This window comes from Streptomyces sp. NPDC001536 (assembly GCF_042894505.1).
GTDB lineage: Bacteria > Actinomycetota > Actinomycetes > Streptomycetales > Streptomycetaceae > Streptomyces.
Window position 1 is genome coordinate 38220 of the sequence record NZ_JBIAVQ010000007.1, and the last position, 23338, is coordinate 61557.

Sequence of the window (23338 nt, forward strand, 5' to 3'; positions counted from 1 at the left end):
CCTCTGTGCTTTGGTGACAGGATGTGTCCGTGCCTCCGACCTCCTTCTCCTCTCCCCTCATCGGCCGTGCCGACGAACTCGCCCGGCTCGACGGTGTGCTGTCGCGTGCCCGCGGAGGTGAGGCGCGTGCCGTCCTGATCGCCGGGGACGCCGGAGTCGGCAAGACGCGGCTCCTCGGCGAGGCCTCCGAGCGGGCCGCCCGTGCCGGGATGACCGTGCTCACCGGGCACTGTGTGGACCTCGGGGACGTCGGACTGCCGTATCTGCCGTTCACCGAGATCCTCGGGGTCCTCGCCTCCGACGAGCGGTTCGCTCCGGTGCTCTCCGGACACCCGGTGACCGGGCGGCTGCTGGGGGGCGAGGGCGACGGCGGACGGTTGCAGCTGTTCGAGGGCATGGCGGGGCTGCTGGCCGATCTGGCCGATGTCGCACCGCTGTTGCTCGTGCTGGAGGATCTGCACTGGGCCGACCAGTCCTCGCGGGACCTGCTGAGGTTCCTGCTCAGCAGGGGCATCCTCCAGCGGTCCGCGGGCGGGGCGCCCACCCATCGGCTGGCGGTCCTCGCGTCGTACCGGGCGGACGATCTGCATCGGCGCCATCCGCTGCGGCCGCTGCTGGCCGAGCTGGTGCGGCTGCCGGCCGTGGAGCGGCTGGAGCTGCGGCCGCTGGGCGACGCCGAGGTGACACGGCTGGTGCAGGCTCTGCGGGAGCAGTCGCTGCCGGACGTCACGGTCCGGCGGATCGTGGAGCGGGCCGAGGGCAACGCCTTCTACGCCGAGGAGTTGGTCGCGGCGACCGACACCGGGGCGGGCGGGGTGCCGAGCGGCCTGGCCGACGTACTGCTGATCCGGTTCGAGCAGTTGTCGGACACCGCTCAGCTGGTGCTGCGCACGGCGGCCGTCGCCGGGCGGCGGGTCGAGCACGATCTGCTGAGGGAGGCCGTCGGGCTTCCGGAGGACGAGCTGGAGTCGGCGCTGAGGGAGGCCGTCGGGAGGCAACTTCTCGTACCGGGCGACGGGGACACGTACTCCTTCCGGCACGCGCTCGCCCGCGAGGCCGTCTACGCCGATCTCCTGCCCGGTGAACGGGCCCGGTTGCACGGCGCGTTCGCCCGGCTGCTGTCCGGGCGGGGCCATCGGGCCGAGTCCGCGGCGGAGCGAGCCCACCACTACCGCGAGAGCCATGATCTCGCCGAGGCCCTGGCCGCCTCACTGGAGGCTGCCGACCACGCCCAGCGAGTCGGAGCTCCGGCCGAGGAGCTACGGCATCTGGAGGCGGCCCTCGACCTGTGGTCGGCGGTGGAGCCGTCGGCACGTCCCTCCGAGGACCGGGTCACCCTCACACTGCGGGCGTCGGCCTCGGCCGCGCACGCCGGTGAGTCGCACCGTGCGGTCTCCCTCACCCGGGCCGCGCTCGCGGGCATCGACCAGGATGCCGACTCCGAACTCGCCGCCCGGGTCCGCTACACCCTCGCCGGGAACCTGATCAGCGTCGACAACCTGACCGCGGCGTTCGCGTACAGCAGCGAGGCGCTCGCCCTCATCCCGGCCGATCCGCCGTCGCGGACCTGGGTGTGGGCTGCGGCCACCCATGTGATGGCGGCTCGCCATGTCGGCGAGAACGAGACCGCGCTGCGGGTCGCACGCGAGGCGCTGCGGGTCGCCGAGCAGCTGGGGGCTGCGGACGCCCGAGCCGATCTGCTCATCTCCCTCGCCGGCCTGGAGGGGGCGGGCCGCCGCACCCCGGAGGGGCGTGAACGCCTCGGTGAGGCCCGGGAGTTGGCGCAGGGTTCGGGCAATGCGTCCGTGGAGCTGCGGGCGCTGTTCAATCTCGCGATCGGCAGCTACGAGTCCGGGGACCTGGAGGAGGCGCTCCCCTGGTTGGCCGAGGGCATCGATCGGGCCCGCCGTGCCGGGCTGCTGTCCTCGCTGTACCCCCAGGCGATGCGCCATCTCCAGCTACTGCTTCTTTACACGCTGGGCCGCTGGGACGAGGCGCTGCGGGCGGCGCACGGGGCCGGGACGCTGCCCGCGCTCGACGGTTACGCGGCCGGGCCGGCGCTCTATGTCGCCCTTGCGCGCGGCGACTTCACGGCCGTCGACCGGGCCCGCGCTCTGCTCCGGGGCCACTTCGACTGGATGGCCACACTCGTCGCGAGTATCGCGCTGACCGAGGCGGCGGCCCTGCGCGGGGACGCCGAGGCAGCGGTGGAACAAGTGCGCTCGTCCGTCAAGGCGCTCACCGACGACGCGGGCATCCGTCCCGACGTCTCGGTCCGGCTCGCCGCCCTCGCGCTGTCCGCGGTCGCCGACACCGCCGCCGGGCTGCGGCAGGCCGGCGACGCGGCGGGTGCGGGACGCTGGGCGGCCACGGCGGACGAACTGGTGGAGCTGGCCCGGCACACGGCGATGCGCGGCGACGACGGCAATCCGCAGGGGCCCGAAGGACAGGCCTGGCTGGCACGCGCCGAAGCGGAGTGGGCGCGGGCGGTGTCCGGGCCGGACCCGACGGCCTGGCAGAAGGCGGTCGCCGCGTTCGGCTTCGGCGACCCCTACGAGCTCGCCCGCTGCCGACTCCGTTTCGCCGAGGCCCTGTTGGCGGCCGATCGGCGCGAGGAGGCGGCGGCCGAGGCGACCGCCGCGCGGGAGACCGCCGTGCGGCTGGGGGCGACGCTCCTGCTGGACCGGACGGACCAGCTCATACGCCGGGGCCGCCTCTCGGCCACCCCGACGACCGCGACCGGCACCTCCCCGCTCACCGCCCGCGAACAGGACGTGCTGAAGCTCCTCGCCCTGGGCCGCAGCAACCGGCAGATCGGCGAGGAGCTGTTCATCAGCGGCAAGACGGCCAGCGTGCACGTCTCCAACATCCTGGCCAAGCTGGGCGCCGCGAGCCGTACCGAGGCGGTGGCCGTGGCCTATCGGGAAGGCCTGATCGCCCCGGGGTGATCAGCGGTCCCGGCAGTCGAGGCTCGGCAGGTCGACGGCGTCCGCCATGGCCTGCATCCCCTTGTCGTTGGGGTGGATGTGGTCCCCGCCGTCCAGGGCGGGGAGCATCCGCTCCTGGTCGTAGGGGCTGCGCAGGATCCGGTCGAAGTCGGTGACCGCGTCGAACTCGCCGCTGTTGCGGATGAACGCGTTGACCTCCTGGCGTACGGCCTCGGCGGCCGGGTCCCACTCCGACCAGCCCTTGAAGGGCCCGACGGTGGCACCGACCACGCACTTGCCGGCCGCGTGCGCCCGATCCAGGATCTCCCGGTAGCCGTCGATCAGGTCCTGGACGGTGACGCCGGTGTGGGCCTTGATGTCGTTGACGCCCTCGAAGAGGAACACGGTCCGTACGCCGGGCAGGGTGAGCACGTCCCGCTCCAGCCGGTTCAGGGCGCTCTGCCCGGCGCCGTCCGCCAGCACCTTGTTGCCGGAGATCCCCTCGTTGGCCACGCCCTTGACCGTGTTCCGCGAGGTCTGGAGCCGGCGGGCCAGGTAGTCGGGCCAGCGGCGGTTGGCGTCGGTCGTGGACTGCCAGCCGTCGGTGATGGAGTCACCGAGAGCGACGACCGCGCCGGCGTCGGCGCGCACCGACACCGCGTCCAGGTAGAACCAGGACCCGGTGGTCTCGGTCCAGTGCGTGCCGCCCTCCTCGGCGGTGTGGTCGCCCTGGGTGGCGTACGACGTCTGCATGGCCATCCAGTGGCCGGTGAGCGGGCCCGCCGCGTCCGGCGTGTGGACGCTGACGACCAGGTCGGTCCCGGCGGGCAGTTTCCGCGGCAGCGGGTCGCTGTACACGGTGGCGCCGGGCGGGACGGTGACGGACGTCGAGCCGTCGAAGGTGAGCCGCCGGTTGCTGCCGCGGACGAGTTCGGCGCCCTCCTTCCGGATGCCCGCGTAGACGCTGTCGAAGGTCACCGGCCGGTCGCCGAAGGCGTTGGAGAGCCGGATGCGCGGGTCCCGGCCGGCGACGCTGGTGCGCACGACCATGCGGTAGCCGCGGTCGGCGACCGCCTCGCCGATGCGGTCGGCGCTCGCGCCCCAGGTGACGACGCCGTCGGGCGGGCCCTGGACGGCGGCCCCCGCCGGTGTGGCCTGGAGGACGGCGGCCAGCAGCGTGACCACCAGCAGCCGGCCGAACCGGACGGGGCGGCCCCTCATCGGTCGAAGTCCTTGAGCGTCACGGACGCACCGGGCCTGAGCGCCACGGTCCGGGAGGTCCCGGCGAACGCGACCGTCGTGGTGCGGCCGCCGGTGCTGCGGATGCGTGCCTCGGTCGGTTTCCCATCCCTCCACCGTAGGTCGACGACGAATCCGCCGCGCGCACCGGCCCCGGTGAGCGAGCCGGAGGCGGCCCACGCGTCCGGGAGGGCCGGGAGGAGTTCGAGGTGGCCGGGGCGCGAGTACAGCAGCATCTCGATCATCGCGGCCGGGGTGCCGAAGTTGCCGTCGATCTGGAAGATGCCCCGGCCCCGTTCCACCTCGTAGATGTCGAAGAGGTTGAAGGCGGTGCCGTTGCTGCCGCCGGTCGAGGGACGGAGGTTGTTCACGACCAGCTGGTAGGCGTTGTCCGCGTTCTTGAGCCGGGCCCAGCACAGGCTCCGCCAGGCGTTGGCCCAGCCGAAGCTCTCCATGCCGCGCGCGGTGAGCAGGGCGGTGGCGCCTTCGACGAGCGCGGCGGGCGTGGAGCCGTCGGGGCGGATGCGGTCGCCGGGGAAGAGGCCGACGAGCGGGGACAGGTGCCGGTGGGTGGTCTCGCCGAGGTTGTCGGGGGACATCCACTCCTCCAGCCAGCCCGTGGTCGGGCTGACCCGCGGCAGATACAGCCGCTTGCGAAGGCCGGCGATCGTGTCGGCGAAGCCGGTGTCCTTCTTCAACTCGGCCGCCGCGACGCAGTAGTTGCCGAAGAGCGCCCACACGAGCTCCTGGGCGTAGGTGATGCCTTTGGCATCGAGCGGGCCGTGTTCGGGCGACCAGTCGCTGTCCGCGATGAGCACTTCCTCGGTGGTGCCCGGGAGGGTGGTGGTGAGGAGTCGGGCCTCCCAGAACTCGCAGGCACCCTTCAGCAGCGGGTAGATCTTCTCCAGATGGGCGCGGCCACCGGTGAACTCGTGGTGCTCCCAGAGGGAGTTGCACAGCCAGGCGTTGCCCGCCGGGTGCCACCACCAGCCCATGCCGCCGTGGATGTTGGTGGAGATGGCGACGGTCCAGCCGGCGATCTTCCCGGTGGAGTTGCGGTAGCGGTTGCGCGGGTCGTTGAAGTGGGTGCGCGTGAGTTCGGTCCAGGAGGGGAGTTGGTCGACGCAGTAGTCGGTGAACGCGTCGAAGCACGCGGACAGTCCGGCCCGGTCGGCCATCCAGTAGTTCATCTGGAGGTTGATGTCGGTGTGGTAGTCGCCCATCCAGTCCGGGTCATTGCCGTCGAGCCACAACCCCTGGAGGTTGAGGGGCAGGCTGCCGCGTGAGCCCGCGATCATCAGGTACCGGCCGAACTGGAGGTACTGGGCCTCCAGTTCGGGATCGGGCACGTCGTCCCGGGCGCGCGCCCTGAGCCGCTCCCAGGTGTCGAGGGAGCGTTGTTCCTCGGACGAGGTGCCGAGGGAGACGTCGAACTGCCCGAACAGGGCGCGGTGGTCGGCGACATGAGTGCTGAGCAGGGTGTCCGCGGTATGACGGGCGGCGGCCCGGACCTTGGTGCGGGCCAGCTTCTCGGGGTGCAGGGACGGGTCCCGGTAGTGACCGGCGGCGTCGGGCGCGTAGTTGGTGCCGCCGCTGAGCACCACGGTGAGCTCCTTGCAGCGGGCGAAGGAGATGCCCGAGCCGCCGGCGCTGACCGTGCCACCGGTGCCGTACGCCGTCACGGCGGCCCCGTAGCGCAGCCCGTTCGGGAAGGCGGCCCCGTACGACACCGCGCTGCCCTCGCCATGCGTCCCCTCCAGCGCCACCGTGCCGGAGTACCGTCCGCCGCCGCTCTGGGAGAAGTGCAGGACGATCACGTCGTCGGGGCGACTGGCGAAGATCTGCCGCCGGTACGTCACTCCGGAGCGGACGTACGACGTGGTGATCACGCCCCGGTCGAGGTCGAGGGTGCGGCGGTAGCCGGAGACGGCGGACAGGTCGTGGTCCGGAATGTCGACGGCGAGCCGGGCGAGCAGGGTGAAGGAGCCGAAGTCGTTCCGGCCGTAGGGGAACTGACCGTCGGCGTCGAGGGTGTCGTTGAGGCCGCCGGTCCACATCGTGGCGTCGGTGACGAGGAGGAGTTCGCGGCCGGGGTCGTTGCTCGCGAGGGCACCGAGGCGGCCGTTGCCGATGGGCAGGCCCTGCTCGATCATCGAGTGCTCGTCGGCGGGGGCCTGCCACCGGAGCCGGTGGCGGGCGTCGGCGTCGGTGTCCAGGGCGGGCGAGCCGGCGGGTCGGTGCGGTGCCGCGGTCGCCGTGAACGGGGGCAGGGCGGCGAGCGCGGCGGTCAGCGCGAGGACACCGCGTCTGGAGGGGGCGGGGGTCATGGCGGCTCCTGGAGGCTCGGTCAGGACTTCGGGATGTCGATCCGGTCGATGTCCGGTGCGTAGCCGGTTCCGCTGTCGAACGTGATCGTGTTGGCGCCGGCCTTGAGCGTCACGGGCACGTACACGCTGGACACGGTCCCCCAGTCGCCGGTGGCGGGGAGCTTGTGGCGGGTGGCGCCGCCGCCGTTCGCCGAGACGTCCACCGAGCGGGCGTCGCCGCTGATGTACGAGACCTTGATCTGGTAGGTGCCCGCCCGGGCGACGACGACGTCGTTGAAGGTGAGCTTGCCGCCGAGGTACAAGTTGCCGACCTTCTTTCCGTCGGAGCAGGCGGAGCAGTCGGCGACGGAGGCGTTGCCGGCGAGGGTGTTCGTGGCGGACTCGGCCTCGACGCCCGTCCAGGTGAGCCGGTCTCCGCGCGGGGTGACCGTGAACAGGCGTGAGCCGTGGGCCGGCAGGGCCTGGGTGATCCTGTTCTTGTGGGTGCCGAGGTTCTCGTGGTTCCAGAGGTCCCGGACGGCCGCCTTTCCGGTGAAGCCGAGGGTCGTCCAGTCGGCGGTGACGGCGGCGGGGGCGTCGGCGAGGTTGAACAGGGCGACGGTGTAGGTGCCGTCGGGGTTCTTCGCGGCCCACACCTGCTGGGGGTCGGACGGGGTGACCGGGTGGGCGGGCGGGTTGGGGCCCTGGTCGATGGCGATGACCTCGCGGTTGGTCAGCAGGGACAGGCCGTAGGAGTCGAGACGGGTGAGGTCGTCGCCGGTGTAGAGGGGGGACTTGGCGATGGCCCACAGGGTGGCGTAGCTCTGTCGTTCCGCCTTGGTGAGGCCGTCCATCTCGCCGTTGCCGACGTCGAGGGAGTCGAGGTCGTTCCAGCCGCCCGGTCCGGCGTGCCGGGTCCAGGCGGGGGTGTCGTCCCAGCGGTCGTCGACGGAGTTCTCCCAGCTGACGAGGGTGTTGCAGTAGCACTCGACGTCGGTGTCGAGGCGCCAGCCCTGGGAGTACTTCTTCCAGTCCTCGGCGTGGCCGATGTCGAGGGACCAGGAGAGTTCGAGGTGGATCGGGCGGCCGGTGGCGGCGATCGCCTTGTTCCAGGCGGCCACGTCGGCAACGTTGTCGTACTGGTCGCCGCTCTTGCCGGAGCCGGGGCCGACGCCGTCGAGTTTGAGGAAGTCGTAGCCCCAGTCGGCGATCATCCGGGCCTGGGAGTCGATGTACTTGGCGGTGCAGGGGCGGGAGAAGTCGAGTTTGTAGGAGCTGTCCCAGCCGTTGGTGGTGCGCAGGTCGCCGTAGACGATGTCGGCGGTGGTGCAGCCGTCGGCGTTCCAGATCGGCGTCTTCCCGTCTCCGTAGGCCCCCTTCTCCAGGCCGGCCGGCAGGTAGATGCCGGCCTTGAGGCCCTTGGCGTGGATGCGGTCGGCGACGGCCTTCATGCCGCTGGGGAAGCGGACCGGGTCGGCCTTCTGGCGCCCGTACCGGTCGAACCCGGACTTCCAGGTCTTGTCCATCCACCAGCCGGCGTCGATGTTGACGTACTCGTATCCGAACTTCTTGAGCTTGGCGGCCATCGCGTCGCTCTGCTTGAGGACGTTGGCCTCGGTGAGGTAGCTGTAGTCGCCGTCCGGGTTGAGGCCGGGGTACTTGGACGACTGCATGCTCCAACTGGACCAGCCCATGTAGGGCTTGGCGGCGAGGGCGGGCGCGGCGGTCTCGGCGCCGGCCGTCGGTGCGACGGTGACGGCGCCGGCGGCGAGGGCGAGGACCACCAGGGTTCTGAGGGTGCGTGCGGGCATGACGGAGTACGGGGATGACCGCATGGGTCGTACCTCCCGGGTCGTGGGGGTTATGTGTCGGCTCGGACGAAGGACTGGATCGCGGTGGCCGCGGCCCCGCGGGCCCACTCCTCGAAGGGCAGTGGGCGGGTCTGGACGTCGCACTGTGCGGCGGAGCCGAAGGCGGCCGCGACGAAGGCGTCGCGGATCTGTCCGGCGAACAGGTCGTAGGCGGCGAGGCCCTCGCCGGAGATGATCACGCGCTCGGGGCCCAGGAGGTTGGCGACGGTGGCGATGCCGCGGCCGATCGCCTCGCCGGCCCGTGCGTACACCTCGCGGGCTCCGGCGACGCCCCGGCGGGCGAGGGTCAACGCCTCGGCGGCGTCGGCGAGTTCGACGCCGGTGATCTCCTGGATCCGGCGGACGATCGCGGCCTCGCCCGCGATCGCCTCCACGCAGCCTCGGTTGCCGCAGTGGCACAGGGGGCCGTCCGGGTCGACGGTCACATGGCCGATCTCACCGGCCACGCCGTGCGCCCCGGCGACCACCCGGCCGTGCACCACGAGGCCGCAGCCGATGCCCGCGCCGACGGTGACCACGGCGAAGTCGGACAGGCCCGCGCCGGCGCCGAACCACTGCTCGGCGACGGTCAGGGCGCGCACGTCGTTGTCGACGGTGACCGGCAACCCGGTGGTCAGGGTGGCGAGTTCGGCGAGGGGGACATCCCGCCAGTCGAGGAACGGCGAGTAGCGGACGGTGCCCTCGGTCCGGTCCACGTCTCCGGAGACGGCGATGCCGAGGCCGAGGACCGGGACACCGTCCGCCTCGGTCAACAGGTCCTGGACCAGGTCCGCGATCGACGCCAGCACCGCCTTGGCCGACCGGTCGCTCAGCGGCACATGGCGGGCGACGCGGATACGGCAGCACAGGTCGGTGAGGACGCCGATGATCTCGCCGCCGGTCACCTTGACGCCGATGAACAGGGCGCGTCCGCCGGCGACCCGCACCAGGTTCGCGGGCCGCCCGAGTGCGGGGCGGGCCTCCTCGTCCGCGCCCTCCACGAGGTAGCCGGCCTCGATGAGGGGCCGGACCGCCTTGGTGACGGCGGCCGCGGACAGCCCCACCCGCCGGGCCACTTCCAGCCGGGCGAGCGGGCCTTGGGACAGGACGGTGGTGAACACCTGTGAGGCGGCTGGTGTGTTGACGGGGAACGTCTCGGCGCGAGTGATCGGGCGCATGGCCGGGAACTTAGAGTGGTTCTTTTCCGTCGTCAATAAAAGAAGCAGGATTCGTCTGTGACCGGACTGTCAGTGCCGGGCGGCACAATCGCCCCATGACGACGATCAATTGGGCCGAGCTGACCCATGCCTACGGCAGCGCGGAGGACATCCCGGGACTCTTCGCGCGGCTCGGCGGCCCCGAGGACGACAAGGTGTGGAACGACCTGTGGTCCGCGCTGTGCCATCAGGGGTCGGTGTACGAGGCGAGCTGGGCGGCGATGCCGGTCCTCGCGGACATCGCGCTGGGCCGGGCGCCCGGCGAGCCGCTCCAGGCGGTGCTGATGGCCGGGTTGATCACGACGGACTCGGACCCCGCCCGCCGTGAGCGCTTCGCCCATGAAATCGAGGAGCTGCTGGGCGTCGCGCGTCGGCTGTTCGCCGCGCGGGATCTGGAGATGGGCGACTTCGTCTATCTCCAGATGGCCGTCCTCGCCTTCGAGGACGGCGGCGTGTGGTCCGCGGCGCTGGAGGGGCTGCTCAACGAGGAGTACGAGCTGGAGTGCCCAGCGTGCGAGGACGGTCTCTTCGTCGCCTTCGGTTCGTACGGCCACTTCTCCGCGTCGGGCGACTATGTGACCGGCCCGGGCGCGGAGGACGAGGAGGGCCGGGCGCGGCTCATGCCGGCGGCTCCGGAGCGGCTCGGGGGGATCGGCGCGCGGCTGCACCGGGAGGCCGTGGCGGCGGGCCGGGACGAGGTGGCACTCGCCCTGACGTATGTCTTCGGCAGGGCCCACTGCCCCTCCTGCGACGCCGAGTTCGGTGTGTCCGACGAGGTGGAGAGGCAGTGGGTCTGACCGCGGGGTGTGCGGTCAGTGCCGGGCGGCCGGGGTGTTGGCCGCGGTCACGTTGACGGCGGCCCAGGACCGGTTCACCGCCTTGTACTCGGTGCTGCCCGCGCCGTAGAGGTCCTTCGCCGCCTTCAGGGTCGCCGTGCGGGCGTCGTGGAAGTCGGTGGTGGAGACCATGTAGCGGGTCAGGGCCCGGTAGTAGACCGCCGTGGCCTTGGCGCGTCCGATGCCCTTCACGGGCAGGCCGTCGACGGTCGGCGAGTCGTAGGTGACGCTGCCGATCTTCTTGCGGCCGCTGCCCTCGGCGAGCAGGTAGTACGCGTGCGAGGAGACGCCGGAGCCGGCGTGGACCTCGGCGTCGTAGACGGCCGGTGACCAGTAGTCGATCGCGCCTTCGAGCACGTCCAGGGAGGGCTTGTCGAGGCGGCGCAGGAACTTCTGGTCCAGGCCGAGCTTCTCGCCGAGCAGGTAGTTCGGCGGGTTCTTCGGGTTGTTGGCGCTGAACTCGACGTTCGAGCCGAAGATGTCGGCCAGCGACTCGTTGAGGGAGCCGGCCTCGCCGTACTGGTTGCCGTCCGCGTCCACGCGGGTGGGCTCCAGACGGGCGGTGGCGTCCACGACACCGTGGGTGAGTTCGTGGCCGGTGACGTCGAGGACGACGAGCGGCTTCTTGAACATGTCGCCGTCACCGTCCCCGTACAGCATGCAGCCGCAGGCCGGGTCCCAGAACGCGTTGGCCACCTTGTTGCCGAAGTGGACCATCGCCTTGGCACCCTTGGAGTTGTTGGCGATGCCCTTGCGGCCGAAGGTCTTCTTGTAGAAGTCCAGGGTCTTGGTGATGCCGTACTGGGCGTCGACGGCGGCGCTGGCCCGGTTGGAGACGGTGCCGTTGCCCCACTTGTTGGTGGTGCTGGTGAACTTCTTGCCGCGGGCGAAGTTCTCCAGCTCCTGGCCCTTGGCGTCCCGGGTCTCGGTGCCCCAGCGGTTGGGGTCCTTGAGGACGTAGCTGCGGCTGCCCGTCTTGGTGGTGGTCAGCGTGACCTTGCCGGCGAAGAGGGAGTTGCCGGTGCCCGAGGCGGTCGCCGCGAGGGCGTCGGCCCGCGGGGCGGTGCCGGTGGCCGGGTCCAGCTTCTCGCCGCGCTCGCGCAGGGTGTCGATGAGCTGGGGCGAGAGGAACTCGTCGCTGTCCGGGGTGTTGCTGCGCACCTTGCCGGTGACGGCGTCGACGACGACCGTGCGGGAGCCGCCCGCCTCGGCGGTGGCGCTGCCGGTGACCCGCACCTGGTAGGCGAGGGCCGAGGCACCGCGACGGGCGTCCACGACGAGTTCCGCCGGGCCGGCGTCCCCCTCGGCGACGGCGGCGGCGCGCTCCTGGGCCTGCCGGGCCGTCAGCCGGGCGTGCGCGGCCTTGGGGTCGACGGTGTGGTCGGCCGCTCGGGTGACGCCCGCGTAGGCCAGTTGCCCGGTGAGGTGGACGACGAGGTCGCCGCCGAGGACCGGCATGCCGCGGTGGGCCCGGACGAACCGGACGTGCCGGGCGCCCTCCGGGTCGATCAGCACGTCCTGGGCCCGGAGTTCGTCGCCCGGGGCGACACCGGTGGCCGAGGAGTGGGCGAACGCGGCGGAGCGGGCCGCCTCGACGACGGATGTGGCGGTGACGGCCGGGGACTTCGCCGGCTGTCCCGTGGACGGGTCGGCGACGGCCGTGCCCGCGAGCCCCGTGGCGGCCGTCGTCACCGCGACGGCGACGGCCAGGCTGCGTATAGGGGGTCTACGCACTGTTGAGGGTTCCTTCGTGCGAAGGCGGCCGGGATCACCAACCGCCCTGGGTCATGGCGCGGTTGAGCGCCATGGGGGCTGGTCGGGCCCCGGAACGAAACCCTTACGGATGAGTCATGTCCATGTAAAGCCGGAATAGTCGCTTTTCCAACACTTCATGGCAATACTTTGCGAATCCGCAGCGCTCAGTGAGCAACGAGTGACCAACTGTGCGTCGGCTGTGGAGATGTGACGGGGTGCGAGGAGGTTGCCCGGTGTGCGTGTGATCGATCTCGCATCGAGGAGAAACGGGAGAACACTCGGATGACATCAGCAACGCTGCGCAGGGCGACGGTCTCGGGCGCGGTCCTGCTGTCCCTGCTCGCGGTCCCGGCCCACGCCACGGCCGACGAGAACGCCACGGTCCCGACCAGCGCCGCGGCCCTGCCCCAGCCGGACATCACAGGGCTGCGCGACGTACTGCGCACCGCCCGGCGGCAGGGCGCACCCGGCGCGATGGCGCGCATCGACGACGGCGGCACCGTCCACCGGACGGTCACCGGCGTCGCCGACCGCAAGACCCTGCGGACCATCAGCACCCTCGACCGGTTCCGCATCGGCAGCGTCACCAAGACCTTCTCCGCCGTGGTGCTGCTGCAACTGCGCGACGAGAAGAAGCTCAGGCTCAACGCCTCGGTCAACCACTATCTGCCGGGCCTGCTGCCCGACGACCGCATCACCGTGCGGCACGTCCTGAGCCATCGCAGCGGTCTGTACGACTACACCAACGACATGTTCGCGAAGTCGGTCCCCGGCTTCGAGGCCGTGCGCACCAAGGTCTTCACCTACCGCCAGCTGCTGAACCGCTCGCTGGCGCACGCCCGCACCAACAGCCCCGGCGCCGCCTACGCGTACTCCAACACCAACTTCGTGGTCGCCGGCATGCTCATCGAGAAGCTGACCGGCCGCTCCGTGGGAACCGCCTACCAGAGCCGCATCATCGAGCCGCTCGACCTGCGCGACACGCTGTACGTGCACCCCGCCACGAAGATCCCCGGCCGCCACACCCGCGGCTACATGACGTCGGACACGGCAGGCGCCGCGCCGATCGACGCCACCGTGCAGACGACGTCCTGGGCGCAGAGCGCGGGCGCGCTCATCTCCACCGCCGAAGACCTCAACACCTTCCTGTCGGCACTGCTCGGCGGAAAGCTGACCTCCGCCGACAGCCTGGAGCAGATGCAGCGGTGGTGGAAGGTCAACAGCACCACGGCGTACGGCCTGGGCCTGCGCCGCCGCACCCTGTCGTGCGGGACGTCGGTGTACGGCCACACGGGCGCCGTCCAGGGCTACTACACGTACGCGTTCACGTCGAAGGACGGCAAGCGCAGCCTCAGTGCGCTCGCCACCACCTCCAACAACGCGACGGTGCTCAACACGATGGCGGGCACCCTGGAGTCGGCGTTCTGCGGCAAGCGGGCGGCGACGGTCCGAGGCTCGGCGCACGTCGAGCGGCACGAGGACATCGCCCCCGGAGTCGCGCTGGACTGACCGGGCGGGAACCCCTGCGGCCGGGCGCACGTTCTTCGGACAACCCCCAGCGGGTTCCGTACGACGACACCAGGACGGCGCGATGACCGAGTTGGTCCCCGGGGGCAATCTGCCCCTCCCGGGCGGTGCCGTGACCGTCCGGGTGCCCGGTCCCTTCGATGTGTCCGCGCTCATCACCGACGACAGCGGCAAGGTCCGGGGCGACGGCGACTTCGTGTTCTACAACCAGCCCGCCGCCCCGGGAGCCCGGCTGTCCGGCGACACCCTGGCCCTCGACCCGGCCCGGCTGCGCGCCGGCGCCACCCGGATCACGGTCGCCGTCACCCCCGCCGACCCCGGCACTCCCCTGGGCCGGCTGCCCGCACCCACCCTCCACCTCACCGGCCCGGGCGGCCGCACGCTCGCCCGGTTCGCCCCGCCACGCCCGCGCCAGGAGACCCTGCTGCTGCTCGCGGAGATCTACCGGCGTGGCCCGGGCTGGAAGCTGCGCGCGCTGGGGCAGGGGTACGCCGACGGCTTGGCGGGGCTGGCACGGGACTTCGGGGTGGACGTCACCGAGGACCCGGGCCCGGCCTCCGCCCCGCCCATGGCCTCGTCGACGCCCGCTCCCGCGCCGATGCCCTCGCGGCCGCCCGTGGCCCCGCGCATGCCCTCGGCGCCCGTGGCCCCGCGCACGCCCCCGACACTCGTCTGGCCTCGCAGCTCCTCCCCCCACGCGGCCGCCTCCCCCGACGGCTTCCTCCCCCTGGTCAACTCCGCCCGCGCCGCCGCCGGTTCCCCGCCCGTCTCCCCCGACGCCCGCCTCACCTCCGCCGCCCAGGCCCACGCCTCCGCGATGGCGGCAGCCCGGCGCCTCGGCGTCCAGGTCGCGGACGGCGTCTCCGTCTACCAGCGGCTCACGGCCACCGGATACGCGTACGTCACCGTCGGCGAACACCTCGTCTCCGGCCCGCGCACCCCCGCCGAGTTCGTCGACTACTGTCTGCGCACCGCCCAGCCCCGCCAGACCCTCAACGACCCGGCCTTCACCCACGCCGGTCTGGCCCACGCGTCCGACAGCCGCACCGGCGACACGTACTGGACAGCGCTGTGGGCCAGGCCCCTCACCCCGGGCGACCTGAGCCGTACGGCCTCCGAGGTCGTCGACCTCACCAACCACGAGCGGGCCCGGCACGGCCTGCCTCCCCTGGCCGTCGATCCCTTCCTCACCACCGCCGCGCAGGCCCACAGCGCCGACATGATCGCCCGCGCCTTCTACTCCCACACCGCGCCGGACGGCAGCCAGCCGTGGGACCGGGCGGCGGCCGCGGGGGCGAGGCGGCGCTCGATCGGCGAGAACATCGCCTGCGGCCAGCGGTCCCCCGCCGAGGTCGTGGAGGGCTGGATGAACAGCCCGGGCCATCGCGCCAACATCCTCAAACCCGACTTCACCCACATCGGGATCGGCTTCGCGGGCGGCGGCGCGTCGGGCACCTACTGGACACAGCTCTTCGGCGCCTGAACCGACACACCGGTGGGCCCCATGGCGGAACGGAAACGTCCGGGACACCATGCCCCCATGAAGGGTGACCTCTTTTCCAGTGAGCACATGGTCCAGCCGGCCACGACGCCCGGCATGTCGGTCGAGAACGCGAAGTGCCTCAAGTACACGGTGAACGGCGAGATGCTCGCCCGCCAGGGGGCGATGATCGCCTACCGCGGCAACCTCCAGTTCGAGCGCAAGGGCCAGGGCGTCGGCGGCATGCTGAAGCGCGCGGTCACCGGTGAGGGGCTGCCGCTGATGACCGTGCGCGGCCAGGGCGAGGCCTGGTTCGCGCAGGAGGCGCAGAACTGCTTCGTCGTCGACGTCGACCCGGGCGACGAGTTCACGGTCAACGGCCGCAACGTCCTGTGTTTCGACGCCTCGTTGTCGTACCGGATCTCGACGGTGAAGGGCGCCGGCATCTCGGGCGGCGGTCTGTTCAACAGCGTCTTCACGGGCAGCGGCAGGCTGGGGCTGGTCTGCGAGGGCAACCCGCTGGTGATCCCGGTCTCACAGCAGTACCCGGTGTACGTCGACACGGACGCGGTCGTCGGCTGGACCGCCGGCCTCCAGACCTCGCTGCACCGTTCGCAGTCCATCGGGTCGATGCTGCGCGGCGGGTCGGGCGAGGCCGTGCAGCTGATGCTCCAGGGGCAGGGGTATGTCGTCGTTCGGCCGAGCGAGGCGACACCGCAGAAGCCGCAGCAGCACTGAGCCGGTCACCCGGGCCGCCCGAAACGGTGTTGACCGGCGCCCCGCACCCGCGCGAGGGTCGAACCGGTGCGGATCGTCCGTGCCGGAAGGGTGAGTGTCTTGATCGGGATCTCCGACATCGAAGCCGCGGCCGAGCGGATCGCCGCACACGTCGTCCGCACCCCGACCGTGCCGAGCCCGGGGCTGTCGGCACTGCTCGGCGCTCCGGTGACCGCCAAGCTCGAACTCCTCCAGCGCACGGGTTCGTTCAAGGCGCGCGGTGCGACGGCGAAGCTGCTCTCGCTCACCGAGGCCGAGCGGGCGGCCGGGGTCGTGGCGGTCAGCGGCGGCAACCACGGCATCGCCCTCGCGATGACGGCCGCGGCACTCGACGTGAAGGCGACGGTCGTCATGCCGCGTTCGGCGCCCGCCCATGCCGTGGAGATCGCGAAGGACGCCGGTGCCTCGGTGCGGGTGACCGACGACATGGACGGCGCGTTCTCGCTGGTGACCCGGTTGCGGGACGAGGGCCTCACCCTGGTCCACCCCTTCGACGATCCGCTGGTGATCGCCGGACAGGGCACCGTGGGGCTGGAGTTCGCCGAGGACGCCGGTGACCTCACCGACGTGCTCGTCAGCATCGGGGGCGGCGGGCTGATCGCCGGTGTCGCGGTGGCGCTGCGCGCCCGGCGCCCGGGGTTGCGGATCTGGGGTGTGGAGACCGAGGGCGCCCAGGCCATGTCCGAGGCGCTGGCCGCGGGCGGCCCGGTGCCGGTCGCACTGTCGTCGATCGTGTCCACCCTCAGCGCGCCGTCCGTGTCGCAACTGACATACGACCATGTGTCGGCCCTCGTCGACGAGGTCCTCGTGGTCAGCGACCGGGAGGCGGTGCGGGGTTCGCTCCAGCTCGCCGACCACGCCAAGGTGTGGGCCGAGCCCGCCGCCGGCTGTCTGCTGCCCGCGGCCCGGCGGGTGCTTGAGCGGGTGGGCGACGGCGCCCGGCTGGGACTGGTGGTGTGCGGGGGCAACGCGACGACCGGTGATGTCAAAACCTGGGCAGAACGTTTCGAATTGCTCTGACCATTCGTCAAAACCCCTCTCGTGACAGCTCATCAGGAAAAGCACCCCGGTTTCCGGTGAACGCACCCCGTCACGCCCCCCGTACCTGTGGGAAAGGTGAGAGACAGGGTTCAGCGAGGGATGACCATGGTCAAGGCGCACGTCTCCACACACGAGTTGGTCGCCGGAAGGTACCGGCTGCTGGAGGTCCTCCACCGCGAGACGAACCGCATCTGCTGGTACGGGGAGGACGTCGAGGCCGGGCGCCCGTGTCTGCTCACCCAGATCGGGCTGCCACCGGATCCGGACGGCGAGAGCTCGCGCCGCGCGATCGCCCGGGTCATCCGGATGTCCGAGACCATGGGGCTGCTCTGCCCGGGCCGGGTCGCCTCGGTCGTCGACGCCGTCGAGGAGTACGGCACCCTGTGGACCGTCACCGAGTGGATCGAGGGCACCTCACTGGGCGAAGTCCTGGAAAGGGAAGGCACGTTCGACTACGTGCGGGCGGCCCGTATCGGGCTCGAACTGCTCGACGTGCTGGAGGCGGGGCACGGCGAGGGCATCACCCACGGCGAGCTCAGCCCCGGCCAGGTGTTCGTGCGGGACAAGGGCCCCGTCGTCGTCACCGGCTTCGGCCTGACCGGCGCGACGCTCGCACCCCGGGTCAGCGCACCGTCGTACGCCTCCCCGGAACAGGCCCGCGACGAGCGCATCGGCCCGGCCGCGGACCTGTGGGCGCTCGGCGCGATGCTGTACACGATGGTCGAGGGCCGCCCGCCCTTCCGGGACCGGGACAGCCCGGAGACCACGTTGAAGGGCGTGGACCGGCTGCCGCTGCGCAGCCCGGTGCGGGCCGGGCCGCTCACCCAGACCGTGCAGGGACTGCTCCGGAAGAACTCCAGGGAGCGGCTGAACCGCCAGGTGGTCCGGGAGGCGCTCACCCGCGTCGTCAGCGAGGATCCCGAGGCGGCCCTGGCATCGGTTGCCCGGCCCCGGCTGCGCGGCCTGGCCTCCGGTGGGTCCCGCTGGAGCAGACGCACCATGGCCGCGGGCACCGCACTGGCCGTCGTCACCGTCGCGGTGGCGGTCGTCGCCGTGGCCCGTGAACTGTCCGGCGGTTCGGACGACTCCGCGTCCGACGCGGCCACGCCCAGACCGACCGCCTCGGCCTCCGCCTCCGCCCCCGCCGCACAGCCCAGCCAGGCACCCACCCCGACACCGACGGCCCCGACTCCGACGCCCACGCCCACGCCCACGCCCACGAGCGCCTCGCCATCGGCCCAGCAGCCGCAGTTCCAGCACTACACCTCACCGCAGGGCTTCTCCGTCTCCCTCCCCGAGGGCTGGGAGGCGCTGAGCACGACGAAACAGGACGACCTGGCGTACCGGGTCGTCCTCGGCGCGAAGGGCGATCCGCGCACGCTCGCGGTCACCTACAGCACGCGCGTGGGCGACGACCCGGTCGCCGTCTGGCGGGACGACGTCGAGCCGGGGCTGAAGCAGTCGGGCAGCGACTACGAGCGGATCGGGGAGATCCGCGCGACGACGTACCAGGGCCGCGAGGCCGCCGACCTGGAGTGGCTCGCCACCGTCGACGGCAACCGCGTGCACACCCTGGGGCGTGGCTTCCTCCTCGGCTCGGGCGAGGGCTTCTCGCTGCGCTGGACGACGCCGGCGTCCGACTGGGACGACGACGCCAACCAGCGGGCCCTGGACACGATCCTGCGGACCTTCCGCGTGCCCTCAGACTGAGTCGCGGGGTGCGCGCATCGCGCGGACGCGGGAGCTGTGCAGCGGCTGGGTGCGCCACCGCGCGGTGAACGTCCGGTCCGTGAGCGAGCAGGTCAGGTCGACGTGGTGCGGGGTCTCCAGGAAGGCCAGGTCCAGGACGAGGGTGTCCGGGTCGCTCCATCCTCCGCTCACCGCTGCGGGCACCCGTCCCTCGGTAACCGTCCAGCCCGGTTCGCCGCACCGCAGCTCCAGCCGGTGGCCGTCCTCGACGAGGGTCAGGCGCCCGCCCTCCGCGTCGACCTCGACCGCCGTCAGCTTCGGGAGCGCCTCGCAGACACCGCCGTACGGTGTGAACGCGACGGCCCGCTCCGGCGGTGCCGCCTTGCCCGCGGCCGACGGCAGCGCGAGCCGGGACATCCGCTCGGCCAGCGCCGCGTCCTCCTTCTCTCGTCCGGGCAGCGGGCCGGCGCCGAACGCCGGCAGCAGATGGCTCCAGACCAGGTCGAGCACCTTCTGCATCTCCCCGGTGGCCCCGGTGATCGCGACCACCGCGTCCTGCTCGGGCAGCACGAGGCAGTACTGCCCGTAAGCGCCGTCCCCGCGGTAGCCGTGCCGGGACATCCAGAACTGGAAGCCGTAGCCCTGCGCCCAGTCGATCCACGTGCCGTCCCCGTTGACGATGTGCGACCGGGTCGCCTCGTCCACCCACTCCTGCGGCAGCAGCCGCTCGCCCTCCCACACACCGCCCTGGAGGTAGAGCTGGCCGAACCGGGCGATCGCGTCCGTGGTGGCGTGCAGCCCGCTGAAGCCCAGTTCGCGTCCGGTCCGGTCGCACAGCCAGGCCACGTCGTCGATGCCGAGGGGTTCGAAGAGGCGCGGGCGCAGATAGTCGGTCAGCGACTGGCCGGTCACCCGCTGGACGATCGCGGCGAGGGTGTAGGTGGCGGGCTGGTTGTAGGCGAAGACTGTGCCCGGGTCGCGGTCCGGCGGCAGCAGCAGGAAGCCGCGCACCGGCTCCTCGCGGTCCGTGGCCAGCGCCCGGTCGTGGGTCTCGGCCTCATGGCCGCTGGCCATCGTCGTGACATGGCGGACGAGCATCGCGCGGCTGCGCGGGTCGGTGATGTCGGCCTCGAACTCCGGGAAGTAGGAGATCACCGGGTCGTCGAGCCGGAGCAGTCCCTCGGCGGCGGCGAAGGCGGCGGCCGTCGCGGTGAAGCTCTTGCTGAGCGAGTACAGGAGATGGGGGCGGTCGGCGGTGTACGGCGCCCACCATCCGGACGCCACGACCTTGCCGTGGCGCAGGACCATCAAGCTGTGCGGCTCGATGTCCGGGGCGGCTTCGAGGGCGTCGAGCAGGGCCTGCACGCCGGTCGCGTCGACGCCTTCGGCGGACGGTGTGCTCGTGGGCAAGGGGCGAACACTCATACGATCATCCTCTCCCGGCGGTCACGTCATGATCCAGAGGCCCGCGAGCCGTTTTCCGTGCCGCAGCCCGGGGACTCGCCCCGTATGGTGCAAATCGGATACACGATGATGACCGAGCAGGCCGGGCCCCGAGAGCTGGTCGACCATGTGGTGCGGGCCGAGGAGGTCGGTTTCGACTTCTCGGTGACCTCGGACCACTACTTTCCGTGGCTGCGTTCACAAGGGCACTCGCCGTACGCGTGGAGTGTGCTGGGCGCCGCCGCGCAGGCGACCTCACGCATCCCGCTGATGACGTACGTGACCTGTCCGACCTTCCGCTACCACCCGGCCGTCGTGGCGCAGAAGGCGGCGACGATGCAGTTGCTCTCCGAGGGCCGGTTCCGGCTGGGGCTCGGCTCGGGAGAGAATCTCAACGAGCATGTGGTGGGCGGCGGTTGGCCGTCCGTGGACGTACGGCACGAGATGCTGGAGGAGGCGGTCGAGATCATCCGGGCGCTCTTCCGGGGCGGACATGTGAACCATCGCGGGACGCACTTCGACGTGGAGTCCGCCCGGCTGTGGGATCTGCCCGACGTGGCGCCGCCCGTGGGCATCGCGGTCTCCGGCGAGCGGTCCTGCGCGCTCGCGGGCCGGCTCGCGGACCTGGTGATCGCGACGGAGCCCGAGGCCGGCCTCCTCGACGCCTTCGACCGGCACGGCGGTGCCGGCAAGCCGCGCGTCGGCCAGCTCCCGGTCTGCTACGACCCCGACCGGGACACCGCCGTGAAGCGCGCCCACGCGCAGTTCCGCTGGTTCGGCAGCGGCTGGAAGGTCAACTCCGAGCTGCCGCACCCCGACGCGTTCGAGGGCGCCACACAGTTCGTGACGCAGGACGACGTCGCCGCCTCCATCCCGTGCGGCGACGATCCGGACGACTTCGTCGAGGCCGTACGGCCCTACGCGGAGGCCGGGTTCACCGAGATCGCCCTGGTGCAGATCGGCGGCGAGTCGCAGCCGGCGTATCTGGACTGGGCGGAGAAGACCCTGCTGCCCGCGCTCCACGACGCCCTGGACCGCTAGACACACAGGGGCTGCCAAAGCATCGTCAATGGGTGGATATAGGCTGCCTCCCTGCACCTGTGCGGTGCGACCGGCCCCCCACCCAGGAGAGTCACCTGTGACCCTAGCGATCGCCCCGTCCGAGACGTCCCCCGCGCCCCTGTCCGACCTCGTGGCGCGGGACGCGCGGGAGTTCGGCGTCTACGCGCGGACCGGAGGCTGGGCCTTCGGGCTGATGGTGGCGCGCAGCGTACGGCCCGGCGGCCAGGGCGCGGACGAGACGCCGAAGGTGTCCGCTAAGGAGTTCGCCGAGCTCGCCGGCTGCTCCGCCGATCGTGTCATGCGCTACTACAAGGCGTGGGACCGGGCCGCCGACGACGGTCTCGTCCCGCAGTTCGAGGCGCTCGCGCCGGGGCAGGAGGTGGAGCTGCCGGACGCCGATGTGTGGCTGACCTACTACGTCTCCCGCAACAGCGCGACCTCCGAGCGCGGCACCGCCATCGCCGAGGCCGCCGAGGCCGAGGGCATCCGGCCCACGAAGGCGCTGGAGGTCGCCGAGAACCCCACCGCGCTGCGCGCCGCGATCCTCGCCGACCCCTCCACCGCCCGGGCCGCCCGCCAGGCGCTCCTGGACCGGGTACGCGAGGACCCCGACCTCCAGGCCGAGTTGGCCCGTGACGTCGTGCGCACCGACGACCTGAAGAAGGCCGTCGCCACCGAGAGCAGGTCCGCCGACCGCATCGGCTACGTCCGGCAGATCGCCGAGTCGGGCCAGATCAAGACGCCCGCCGGACAGACCGTCGACGCGCCCGCCGACCTCCGACAGGAGGCCGAGCGGCACCTGTCCCTCCTCGACGAGCTGGACGAGGACGAGGACACCGGCGAGTGGGCCACCGAGGCCTACGGCACCATGAAGACCCTGGTCGTCGAGGCCGTGGAGGCCGATCCCGAACTCCGTGTCCAGGAACGCCGGACGAAGTTCTACAGCAGCCTCCAGAAGGCGACGAAGGTGTTCGAGGAACTGACCTTCGACGACGCGCAGGACTTCTACGAGGACGACATGGTCCAGCAGCTCGAGGAGTTGCAGCAGGCGATCGGCGCGTGCATCACGGCCCTGCGCGGAGCTCAGGAGAATCAGTCTTCCGGGTGAGCATTTCGTGCGTGAGAGGGGTACTTGAGGGCAGCACCGCGTTCGTTCTTCCCGGAGGACCTCACGTGAACTTCTCGACGCACAAGACCTTGGTCGTTCAGCTCCAGGCGGGCGACACGGACCGTTTCCCCGTGCTCGCCCACCTGGACTACGACGCCTGCGACCCGTTCGCCGTCACGGTGGTGTTCAGCCACGACGGCCGGGTGCTGGCCCGATGGCGCCTCGACCGGGAGATGCTCGCCGCGGGGCTGACCGGACCGGTCGGGCTGGGGGACGTACGGCTGCGCCCCGTGTCCGCGGGCGCGGGCAAGGAGCTGCGCATGGAGTTCCTCGGCGACGCCCGGCCCGGCGGCGGCAGACACCACGCCGTGGTGTTCGCGTGGGCGCCGACGGTCGCGGCGTTCCTGAGCCGGACCTACGAGGTGGTGCTGCCGGGGCAGGAGGAGGTCGAGGTCGACGACTTCCTCGCGGAGGTGATCGCACGGGGCTGAGGGGAGCGGCCGTTCGCAGGCGGCGGGCGCCTCAGCCGCTCATGAGGCGCCCGCGCGGCCGGCAGCCGGCCGCGCGGGCCTCACTCCGTCGTATAGCGGAACCGGATCCACAGCGGCAGCAGGAACCAGCACACGAGGTACCAGACGACCACCGCGGTGACCAGCCAGGGCACGTAGGAGTCGTGGGTGGCGACCCGCAGGATCAGCAGGAGCGAGGCGGCCGTCGTGGCGAGGAGCAGGACCAGGCCGATGAAGGTCAGCCGGGCCGCCCACTGCACCGCACGCGGTTTGATGCGGCGCCCGGACACGAGGCGGTGCAGGGACACCGGGCCGATGAGGGCGCCGGTGGCGGTGGCGCCGAGGACGACCGTCACGATGTAGATCGCCTGTTCGGTGTCGCCCAGATCGGCGTACTTCGGTGTGAAGACGACGGTCAGCAGGAAGCCGAACAGGATCTGCACGCCCATCTGCGCGACACGGATCTCCTGCATGAGCTCGGCCCACATGCGGTCGGCCCGCTCGTCCTCGGTCTCGTCGCGTCCCGTTCGTCTGTCCGCTGACTGCACCATGCGGGACGGGTAACCCGGCGT

Annotated in this window: 17 protein-coding genes; 10 read left to right on the forward strand and 7 right to left on the reverse strand. The window is 71.8% G+C overall.

Annotated features, from left to right (window positions below; all coding sequences use genetic code 11):
* Positions 1-29: 29 nt before the first annotated feature.
* Positions 30-2948 carry an AAA family ATPase gene (locus ACFY0U_RS20110; RefSeq protein WP_388637328.1) on the forward strand — a complete coding sequence of 973 codons (2919 nt, stop codon included), beginning with the start codon at positions 30-32 and terminating at the stop codon, positions 2946-2948.
* On the opposite strand, the gene ACFY0U_RS20115 is transcribed toward ACFY0U_RS20110, so the two are convergent.
* The 4 genes from ACFY0U_RS20115 to ACFY0U_RS20130 are packed head-to-tail and all read right to left on the reverse strand — an operon-like array spanning position 2949 to position 9500.
* The gene (locus ACFY0U_RS20115; RefSeq protein WP_388637331.1) at positions 2949-4148 is read right to left on the reverse strand and encodes an SGNH/GDSL hydrolase family protein; all 1200 of its coding nucleotides are present in this window, start codon (positions 4146-4148) and stop codon (positions 2949-2951) included. It abuts the gene before it with no gap.
* On the reverse strand, positions 4145-6493 hold the full coding sequence (locus ACFY0U_RS20120; RefSeq protein WP_388637333.1) for a glycoside hydrolase N-terminal domain-containing protein: 2349 nt from the start codon (positions 6491-6493) through the stop codon (positions 4145-4147). Before ACFY0U_RS20120 ends, ACFY0U_RS20115 begins: the two co-directional genes overlap by 4 nt.
* 20 nt (positions 6494-6513) lie before the next feature.
* Positions 6514-8307: an alpha-galactosidase D gene (locus ACFY0U_RS20125; protein ID WP_388637336.1), complete on the reverse strand. Its 1794-nt coding sequence runs from the start codon at positions 8305-8307 to the stop codon at positions 6514-6516.
* Positions 8308-8333: 26 nt separating this feature from the next.
* Complete coding sequence (locus ACFY0U_RS20130; protein WP_388637339.1) at positions 8334-9500, reverse strand: ROK family protein; 1167 nt, start codon at positions 9498-9500, stop codon at positions 8334-8336.
* Positions 9501-9595: 95 nt separating this feature from the next.
* On the opposite strand from ACFY0U_RS20130, the gene ACFY0U_RS20135 reads away from it, so the two are divergent.
* A complete protein-coding gene (locus tag ACFY0U_RS20135) occupies positions 9596-10336 on the forward strand; it encodes a hypothetical protein (RefSeq protein WP_388637342.1) in 741 nt (246 codons plus the stop codon).
* A 15-nt stretch (positions 10337-10351) separates the two neighbouring features.
* Here ACFY0U_RS20135 and ACFY0U_RS20140 read toward each other — a convergent pair whose 3' ends face one another.
* Positions 10352-12109 carry a M4 family metallopeptidase gene (locus ACFY0U_RS20140; RefSeq protein WP_388637345.1) on the reverse strand — a complete coding sequence of 586 codons (1758 nt, stop codon included), beginning with the start codon at positions 12107-12109 and terminating at the stop codon, positions 10352-10354.
* Between the two features lie 303 nt (positions 12110-12412).
* Between ACFY0U_RS20140 and ACFY0U_RS20145 the strand changes: the two genes are divergently transcribed.
* The 5 genes from ACFY0U_RS20145 (at position 12413) to ACFY0U_RS20165 (ending at position 18665) form a co-directional block, all read left to right on the forward strand.
* Positions 12413-13639: a serine hydrolase domain-containing protein gene (locus tag ACFY0U_RS20145; protein WP_388637348.1), complete on the forward strand. Its 1227-nt coding sequence runs from the start codon at positions 12413-12415 to the stop codon at positions 13637-13639.
* A gap of 82 nt (positions 13640-13721) precedes the next feature.
* On the forward strand, positions 13722-15140 hold the full coding sequence (locus tag ACFY0U_RS20150; protein ID WP_388637351.1) for a CAP domain-containing protein: 1419 nt from the start codon (positions 13722-13724) through the stop codon (positions 15138-15140).
* A gap of 57 nt (positions 15141-15197) precedes the next feature.
* On the forward strand, positions 15198-15875 hold the full coding sequence (locus tag ACFY0U_RS20155) for an AIM24 family protein (protein ID WP_388637355.1): 678 nt from the start codon (positions 15198-15200) through the stop codon (positions 15873-15875).
* A gap of 99 nt (positions 15876-15974) precedes the next feature.
* Positions 15975-16934: a threonine/serine dehydratase gene (locus ACFY0U_RS20160; protein ID WP_388637358.1), complete on the forward strand. Its 960-nt coding sequence runs from the start codon at positions 15975-15977 to the stop codon at positions 16932-16934.
* Positions 16935-17054: 120 nt separating this feature from the next.
* Positions 17055-18665, forward strand: a complete 1611-nt coding sequence (locus ACFY0U_RS20165; RefSeq protein WP_388637360.1) for a serine/threonine protein kinase — start codon at positions 17055-17057, stop codon at positions 18663-18665.
* On the opposite strand, the gene ACFY0U_RS20170 is transcribed toward ACFY0U_RS20165, so the two are convergent.
* Positions 18657-20069, reverse strand: a complete 1413-nt coding sequence (locus tag ACFY0U_RS20170; protein WP_388637363.1) for a serine hydrolase domain-containing protein — start codon at positions 20067-20069, stop codon at positions 18657-18659. The two genes, ACFY0U_RS20165 and ACFY0U_RS20170, sit on opposite strands and share 9 nt — an antisense overlap.
* Positions 20070-20153: 84 nt before the next feature.
* Here ACFY0U_RS20170 and ACFY0U_RS20175 point away from each other — a divergent pair, with 84 nt between their 5' ends.
* From ACFY0U_RS20175 to ACFY0U_RS20185, 3 genes are all read left to right on the forward strand, one after another.
* Positions 20154-21128, forward strand: a complete 975-nt coding sequence (locus ACFY0U_RS20175) for an LLM class F420-dependent oxidoreductase (protein ID WP_388637366.1) — start codon at positions 20154-20156, stop codon at positions 21126-21128.
* Between the two features lie 97 nt (positions 21129-21225).
* Complete coding sequence (locus ACFY0U_RS20180; protein ID WP_388637369.1) at positions 21226-22257, forward strand: hypothetical protein; 1032 nt, start codon at positions 21226-21228, stop codon at positions 22255-22257.
* Positions 22258-22322: 65 nt separating this feature from the next.
* Complete coding sequence (locus ACFY0U_RS20185; RefSeq protein WP_388637371.1) at positions 22323-22748, forward strand: SsgA family sporulation/cell division regulator; 426 nt, start codon at positions 22323-22325, stop codon at positions 22746-22748.
* A gap of 80 nt (positions 22749-22828) precedes the next feature.
* Here ACFY0U_RS20185 and ACFY0U_RS20190 read toward each other — a convergent pair whose 3' ends face one another.
* On the reverse strand, positions 22829-23317 hold the full coding sequence (locus ACFY0U_RS20190; protein WP_388637374.1) for a DUF6328 family protein: 489 nt from the start codon (positions 23315-23317) through the stop codon (positions 22829-22831).
* Positions 23318-23338 lie beyond the last annotated feature (21 nt).

Coding starts and splice junctions, on each gene's coding strand:
- ACFY0U_RS20115 (WP_388637331.1), bottom strand. CDS start 4,148: ATGAGGGGCCGCCCCGTCCGGTTCGGCCGGCTGCTGGTGGTCACGCTG.
- ACFY0U_RS20120 (WP_388637333.1), bottom strand. CDS start 6,493: ATGACCCCCGCCCCCTCCAGACGCGGTGTCCTCGCGCTGACCGCCGCG.
- ACFY0U_RS20125 (WP_388637336.1), bottom strand. CDS start 8,307: ATGCGGTCATCCCCGTACTCCGTCATGCCCGCACGCACCCTCAGAACC.
- ACFY0U_RS20130 (WP_388637339.1), bottom strand. CDS start 9,500: ATGCGCCCGATCACTCGCGCCGAGACGTTCCCCGTCAACACACCAGCC.
- ACFY0U_RS20135 (WP_388637342.1), top strand. CDS start 9,596: ATGACGACGATCAATTGGGCCGAGCTGACCCATGCCTACGGCAGCGCG.
- ACFY0U_RS20145 (WP_388637348.1), top strand. CDS start 12,413: ATGACATCAGCAACGCTGCGCAGGGCGACGGTCTCGGGCGCGGTCCTG.
- ACFY0U_RS20150 (WP_388637351.1), top strand. CDS start 13,722: ATGACCGAGTTGGTCCCCGGGGGCAATCTGCCCCTCCCGGGCGGTGCC.
- ACFY0U_RS20155 (WP_388637355.1), top strand. CDS start 15,198: ATGAAGGGTGACCTCTTTTCCAGTGAGCACATGGTCCAGCCGGCCACG.
- ACFY0U_RS20165 (WP_388637360.1), top strand. CDS start 17,055: ATGACCATGGTCAAGGCGCACGTCTCCACACACGAGTTGGTCGCCGGA.
- ACFY0U_RS20170 (WP_388637363.1), bottom strand. CDS start 20,069: ATGAGTGTTCGCCCCTTGCCCACGAGCACACCGTCCGCCGAAGGCGTC.
- ACFY0U_RS20175 (WP_388637366.1), top strand. CDS start 20,154: ATGGTGCAAATCGGATACACGATGATGACCGAGCAGGCCGGGCCCCGA.
- ACFY0U_RS20190 (WP_388637374.1), bottom strand. CDS start 23,317: ATGGTGCAGTCAGCGGACAGACGAACGGGACGCGACGAGACCGAGGAC.